Origin of the sequence: Dyella sp., from assembly GCF_036568765.1 — a bacterium.
Classification (GTDB): domain Bacteria; phylum Pseudomonadota; class Gammaproteobacteria; order Xanthomonadales; family Rhodanobacteraceae; genus GSA-30.
Map to the genome: position 1 here is coordinate 1 of NZ_DATCRY010000242.1, position 6,505 is coordinate 6,505.

General features: G+C 62.6%; 6 protein-coding genes. 4 read left to right on the forward strand and 2 right to left on the reverse strand.

The window, feature by feature from the left end:
* Positions 1–230: 230 nt before the first annotated feature.
* Positions 231–917 (reverse strand): DUF2461 domain-containing protein, encoded by a 687-nt coding sequence (locus tag VIM98_RS16355; RefSeq protein WP_331994177.1) that lies wholly within the window; start codon positions 915–917, stop codon positions 231–233.
* 22 nt (positions 918–939) lie between these two features.
* Entirely contained in the window at positions 940–2,385 is a 1,446-nt protein-coding gene (gene sbcB, locus VIM98_RS16360; RefSeq protein ID WP_331994178.1) for an exodeoxyribonuclease I, read from the reverse strand.
* A gap of 82 nt (positions 2,386–2,467) precedes the next feature.
* Here sbcB and orn point away from each other — a divergent pair, with 82 nt between their 5' ends.
* The 4 genes from orn to VIM98_RS16380 all read left to right on the forward strand — a co-directional run bounded on the left by orn (position 2,468) and on the right by VIM98_RS16380 (position 6,393).
* Positions 2,468–3,028, forward strand: coding sequence for an oligoribonuclease (gene orn, locus VIM98_RS16365; protein WP_331994179.1), 561 nt, complete (start codon positions 2,468–2,470; stop codon positions 3,026–3,028).
* A gap of 4 nt (positions 3,029–3,032) precedes the next feature.
* On the forward strand, positions 3,033–3,941 hold the full coding sequence (gene folP / locus VIM98_RS16370; RefSeq protein WP_331994180.1) for a dihydropteroate synthase: 909 nt from the start codon (positions 3,033–3,035) through the stop codon (positions 3,939–3,941).
* 63 nt (positions 3,942–4,004) lie between these two features.
* Positions 4,005–5,357: a phosphoglucosamine mutase gene (glmM, locus tag VIM98_RS16375; protein ID WP_331994181.1), complete on the forward strand. Its 1,353-nt coding sequence runs from the start codon at positions 4,005–4,007 to the stop codon at positions 5,355–5,357.
* A 100-nt stretch (positions 5,358–5,457) separates the two neighbouring features.
* Positions 5,458–6,393, forward strand: a complete 936-nt coding sequence (locus tag VIM98_RS16380; protein WP_331994182.1) for an isopenicillin N synthase family dioxygenase — start codon at positions 5,458–5,460, stop codon at positions 6,391–6,393.
* Positions 6,394–6,505: the final 112 nt, after the last annotated feature.

The following is a 6,505-nucleotide window of genomic DNA, read 5'->3' on the forward strand; positions in this document are numbered from 1 at the left end:
CTAGACACCCATACGGATACTGAAACCCATGCTCGCCCGCTAGCTATATCTTTGATTTTGGCGACACCGTCGCCAAAAAAACGTGGGGATACCTCAGCCCCAGCCCTCTCCCCCGGCGAAGCCAGGGGAGAGGGAGCTCAGTTGCGCAAGTGCGAAGTGTTGAGGCTCTACCTCAGTATGCTCCCTCTCCCGGCTTCGCCGAGGGAGACAGTTGGGGTAAGGGGGAAGCTCTAGAAATCCAGCTCCTGCGCCGCACACAAATAATCCACCATCGGCGCAATCCGCTTGAATGTCTCTACCACCCACGGCAACAACTCGCTCGAACAAGCGAAGGCATCCTCGAAGCCTTCGCCTGCGGCAAAACTCTTGCGCTTCAAATCCTCGATCAGCTCATGATCGGGATCGAATCCACGCGGCGGCCGCGTCAGCGATTCGCCCCAGAACGTAAAGCGATCGCGGAATGCCTTACTGCGTGTGGCGCGCTTCCAGGCTTCCGGGTTGTCGGCGAGGAACGCGCGGATGCGCTTGAGCGCGTCTGGCTCCGGTTGCCACATGCCTGCGCCGGCAAAGCAATCGCCGGGCTGGATATGCAAGTAGAACGCCGGTGCCGGGATCTCATGGCGACGCTCGTGGTAGAAGCGCGAACCCTGCCAGTTCTTGTATGGCTGCTTGTCGTTGGCAAAGCGCGTATCGCGATAGATCCGGTACAACGACCCGCCTGATTTTCGCGGGTCGGCGCGGTAATGCGGACTGATCTTGGCCAAGGGCGCCTGCAGGTCGCCGATCAGGGCAAGAAACGGTTCGCGCACGTGACGTTCGTAGTCGTCCTTGTGTGCCTGGAACCAGGTCTTGTTGTTGTTGCGCTCCAAGGCGCGCAGGAACTTGAAGGTGGCGGGGCTGAAATAGGCGGTGGGCATGGGCGGATCGGGCTGGATGGAATCAGGCGGCAGTGGCGATGCCCGCGGCGAGTACCTCGCCCCAGGCCTTGAGTCGGTCGAGCAGTGCGAGCTTGTCCTGTCGTTGTGGGTCGGCGCGCAAGGTATCGATCTGTGCGGAGTATTCGTCCAGCGTGAGCGTGGTCAAGGGGCCACGGGTCAGAAGACGGTTGCGACGGAAGGCTTCCCAGCGCGCATGCTCTTCGGCATCGAGGGTCTCCGGCCAGTTGCGCGCGCGGTAGCGGAACAGCAGTTCCGGATAGCGGCCATCGCGAAAGGGAAAGGTACGCCCTGCTAACTGCGCGGGCGGTGTGGCGCGCACTTCGGCGAGCAGACGTTTATCCGCGTCGGGCAGAAAACCGCCGTACAGCGCCAGCTCCGGATCGGCCGCCGGTGACAGGTCTCCACTGCGGCCGAACACCTCGCGTACTTTTTCGCCCAGGCCCTTCGCGGCAAGGAGTGTCGAGCGATAGGCCATGGCGCGGTCAAGGTCCACTTGCAGGCGTGCATGGTCCACGCCTGTCAGTACCGAGAGCGGTGCCAGTGCGGGCGCGCGGTTCGCGCGGACAGTGCGCAATGGAATGCGTTCGATGCCTTCGGGCAGATCGTCGCGCGCGACGAACACACGGCCAGCGATAGTGTCGGCATCGAGCGAGAGCAGTGGCGCGGGATCGGTCGACAGATCGTAGACGATGATCTCGCCGGCACGCGTGGGATGAGGCGCTAGCGGGGCGATAATGCTCAGACAGTGCCGGCTTGCCGGGTAGCGCGAGGAAACATGCACCACCGGCGTCATGTTCACGGTATCGAGCAGCTCGAACACTTTCTGCTTGCGGCGCAGCCCGAAGTACCAATCCCATAAACGCGGCTGACGTACGCGAATCAGGCGTGCCAGGCCGATCAGGGCGTGCACGTCCGAGAGCGCGTCGTGGGCGCGTTCCTGTTCGAGCTGATTGGCTTGGGCGATATGCTCCAGCTTGAAGCTGGGTGTACCGTCTTCGCGCAGAGGCCAGACGATACCTTCGGGGCGTAGCGCCTGGCACATGCGCACCAGATCGATCAGGTCCCAGCGCGAGTTGCCGTTTTCCCATTCCCGTCCGTAGGGTTCAAAAAAATTCCGATACAGGAGCTGGCGCGTGACCTCGTCGTCGAAGCGCAGCGAGTTGTAGCCCACGCCGCAGGTGCCGGGCTGGGCGAGCTGTTCGTGGACTCGCGCGGCGAATTCGGCTTCCACCAGCCCTTCACATTCGGCCTGCTGAGGTGCGATGCCGGTGATCAGGCAGGCTTCCGGATTGGGTGGTATCTCGCGCGGCGGCTTGGCGAAGAACATCACCGGGTCGCCGACGATCTCCAGGTCCAGGGTGGTGCGGATGCCTGCGAACTGGGCTGGGCGATCGCGCCAGGGATCGGCGCCGTAGGTTTCGTAGTCGTGCCAGAAAAACGTCTGCATGAGTGCGATGATGGCATGGACGCTATCGGCGGGCTACGCAAACAGGGGTCACAGGCCCTAGACTGCGCGCCCAGGAGGGTGCATGAGCCAAGCCAACGACGACAACCTGATCTGGATCGATCTGGAAATGACCGGACTCGATACCGACGCCGATTCCATCCTGGAAATCGCCACGATCGTGACCGACAAGGATCTCCACATTCTCGCCGAAGGACCGGTGTTCGCGATTCATCATCCGGCCGAGCGGCTGGAGGCGATGGATGCCTGGAACCGTAATCAGCATCGCCGATCCGGGCTGTGGGACCAGGTACTCACCTCGGTCGACGACCACGCGGCAGCCGAGCACGCCACCCTGGACTTCCTGAGGGATTGGGTGCCTACGGGCAAGTCGCCGATGTGCGGCAATTCGATCTGCCAGGACCGCCGGTTCCTGCACCGCCAGATGCCGCGGCTGGAGCGTTACTTTCATTACCGTAACCTCGACGTGTCCACTCTGAAGGAGCTGGCACGGCGCTGGTCGCCGATGGTGGGCAAGGGATTCCAGAAGGAATCGGCCCACACAGCGCTGTCGGATATCCGCGACTCCATCGAGGAGCTCAGATACTACCGGCAGCACATGGGCGTGCTGGGCGGAGGGGAGTGAGGCCATGTCGACCGACCTGTTCGCCACCGTGCTCGATTGCGCCGGACGCCGGCTGGTGCTGGATCGCCCGCGCGTGGTCGGCATCGTCAACGTTACCCCCGACTCGTTTTCCGATGGCGGTCGGCATGCAGATACGGCTGCGGCCGTCGCTCATGCATTGACATTGGTGGAAGAGGGGGCGGACATGCTCGACGTCGGAGGGGAGTCGACGCGTCCGGGCGCTGCCAATGTTTCCCTCGAGGATGAACTAGCGCGCGTCATCCCGGTGATCGAGCAATTGGCTGCACGTACCCAGCTACCGATTTCCGTCGATACCTCCAAACCGGAAGTCATGCGTGCGGCGGTGGTCGCGGGTGCGGGCATGATCAATGACGTCTATGCGCTTCGCCGCGAAGGCGCATTGGATGCGGTGGCGGAGCTTGGCGTACCGGTATGCGTGATGCATATGCAGGGCGAGCCGCGCAGCATGCAGGACGCGCCTTACTACGACGATGTCGTCGGTGAGGTGCATCGATTCCTGATGGACCGCGTGTTCGCCTGCGAGCTGGCCGGTATCGACAAGCGCAAGGTGATGGTCGACCCGGGCTTTGGCTTCGGCAAGGATCTGGAACACAACCTGGCGCTGCTGCGTGCCTTGGATCGTTTCGGCGACCTGGGCAGCGGTGCCTATGTCGGCTTGTCGCGCAAATCGATGATCGGTCGCCTGACCGGTCGCGAGGCCCCGGCCGATCGTGTGGCCGGCTCGGTGACCGCGGCGGTCATTGCGGTGCAGCGCGGTGCGCGCATGGTGCGCGTGCACGATGTCGCCGCTACCGTCGATGCATTGGCGGTGTGGCAAGCGGTGAAGGCTGGCGATACGCCGCCGCGCCGTGACGATCGACCGGCGATGCCGCGCTGGCCCGACGACGAATAATGCCCGGTTCGCCTGCACAGGGGCTGGCGGCGGTTAAGCTTTGACTTTTAAGGAACCCACCCTATGAGCCAACGGAAATACTTTGGCACCGATGGCATTCGCGGTCTGGTCGGGGAATGGCCGATCAGTGCCGATTTCATGCTGCGCCTGGGGCGAGCGGTCGGTGCGGTGCTCAAGCGCGGCCAGGTCAAGGGGCGGCCGATGGTGCTGATCGGCAAGGATACGCGCGTATCGGGCTATATGTTCGAAGCGGCCCTGGAAGCCGGCCTGGTTGCCGCCGGTGTCGACGTGGGCCTGCTCGGCCCGATGCCCACGCCGGGCGTGGCCTTCCTGACGCGTTCCATGCGTGCACAGGCAGGCATCGTCATCAGTGCCTCGCATAACCCGCATTACGACAACGGCATCAAGTTTTTTTCCGCACATGGCGAAAAGCTTTCCGACGAGATCGAGGAGGCGATCGAAGCCGAGATCGAAGCCGATTTCGTGACTGTGGCGTCCGAGCAACTCGGCAAGGCCACGCGCGTGGACGGCATATTGCGCTACGCGGAATTCTGCAAGGCGACGCTGGCCGAGGATTTCAGCCTGCGTGGCATGAAGATCGTGCTCGACTGCGCCAATGGCGCTACCTATCAGGTGGCACCCAAGGTCTTTGCGGAGCTGGGCGCCGAAGTCGTTTCCCTGGGCAACCAGCCGGATGGGTTCAATATCAATCGCGATGTCGGTTCGACCCATCCCCAGGCTTTGCAGAAAGCGGTGGTGGAGCAAGGTGCCGACTTGGGCATCGCGTTCGACGGCGACGGCGACCGCGTGCAGCTCGTCGACCGCCATGGCGTACTCGCCGATGGCGACGATATCCTCTATGTGCTGGCGCGCAGCTGGCATGCCAACGGTCAGTTGCATGGACCGGTCGTCGGCACACTGATGAGCAACTATGGCCTGTTCCTGGCTTTGCGCGAACTGGGCGCGACGCTGGTACGCGCCAACGTCGGCGACCGTTACGTATTGCAGCAACTGAAGGAGCACGGGGGCGTGCTCGGCGGCGAGACCTCGGGTCATATCCTTTGCCTGGATCGTGCCACGACCGGCGACGGTATCGTCTCGGCGTTGGCCGTGCTGGAGGCATTGAGCGCCGCCGGTCAGGATCTGGCCGAGGCGCGCCGGGGGCTAAAGAAATTTCCCCAGATCATGGTCAACGTGCGCGCCCCCGGTGCCCGCGAAGCCCTGCAGAGCGAGGCGGTCCGCCAGGCTTTGGCCGAGACCGAGCAGACCCTGCAAGGCCGGGGGCGCGTGGTATTGCGTGCCTCGGGTACCGAGCCGCTGGTTCGTGTGACGGTGGAAGCGGCCGACGAGGCCGAAGTGAAACACTTGGCAGATACCCTGGCTGCCGTCGTAAAATCCGCAGCCGAACGTTTGTGAACCTGACATTCCGAGCTCGACAGGTCGCCATGGAACGGCCCGACGTGCCCCGCCCCTGCGGTGGCGGAACATCGACCGCACGCTCACTTACGGACATGTCATGAAAAAGGTTCCTACTCTCGATATTCGTCGTTACGACACCGACCGCGCCAACTTCGTCGCCGAACTTGGCGCCGCCTATCGCGAATTCGGTTTCTGCGGTATCAGCGGCCACGGCATCCCGCTTGAACTCATCAATGGCGCCTACGACGCCTTCCAGCGTTTCTTCGCGCTGCCGGCCGAGGTCAAGATGCAATACCACCTCAAGGGTACCGGTGGTGCGCGCGGCTATACGCCGTTCAAGGTGGAAACGGCCAAGGACAGCAAGCACGCCGACCTGAAGGAGTTCTGGCATATCGGTCGGGAAATTTCGCGCGATTCGAAGTTTGCCGATGTGATGGCACCGAACGTATGGCCGGCGGAAGTTCCCGATTTCAAGCAGAAGGGCTATGCCCTTTTCGATGCGCTGGACCAGCTCGGCTCACGCGTGCTGCGCGCACTGGCCTTGCATATCGAGCTGCCGGAGAACTTCTTCGAGGACAAGACTAACCAGGGTAACTCGATCCTGCGGCCAATCCACTATCCGCCGATCACCGAAGAGAACATCCCCAATGTACGCGCTGGCGCACATGAGGACATCAACTTCATCACCTTGCTGGTCGGTGCCAGCGCCGAAGGCCTGGAAGTACTCAGCCGCGAAGGCGAGTGGCTGCCGATCACCACCGAGGGCGATACCATCGTGGTCAATATCGGCGACATGCTGCAGCGCCTGACCAATCATGTGTACCCGTCCACGACGCACCGCGTGGTCAATCCGCAGAACGAAAATGCGCGCAAACCGCGTTACTCGGTGCCGTACTTCCTGCATCCGAACCCCGATGTCGTGCTCGATCCGCTACCGCAATGCATCACGCCGGATAATCCGCGCCGCTACGAGACGTCGATTACCTCGCATGAGTATCTGCTGGAACGGTTGCGCGAGATCAAGTTGATCTAATCGGAAAGGCCTTTCCCTGCAAGCAGGGAGAAGAGGCGAAAAGCGCGGTGTTGTCCTAGTGCTCCTTCCCTTGCTTGCAGGGGAGGGGCGGGGAGGGGTAGAGCCTTACCTC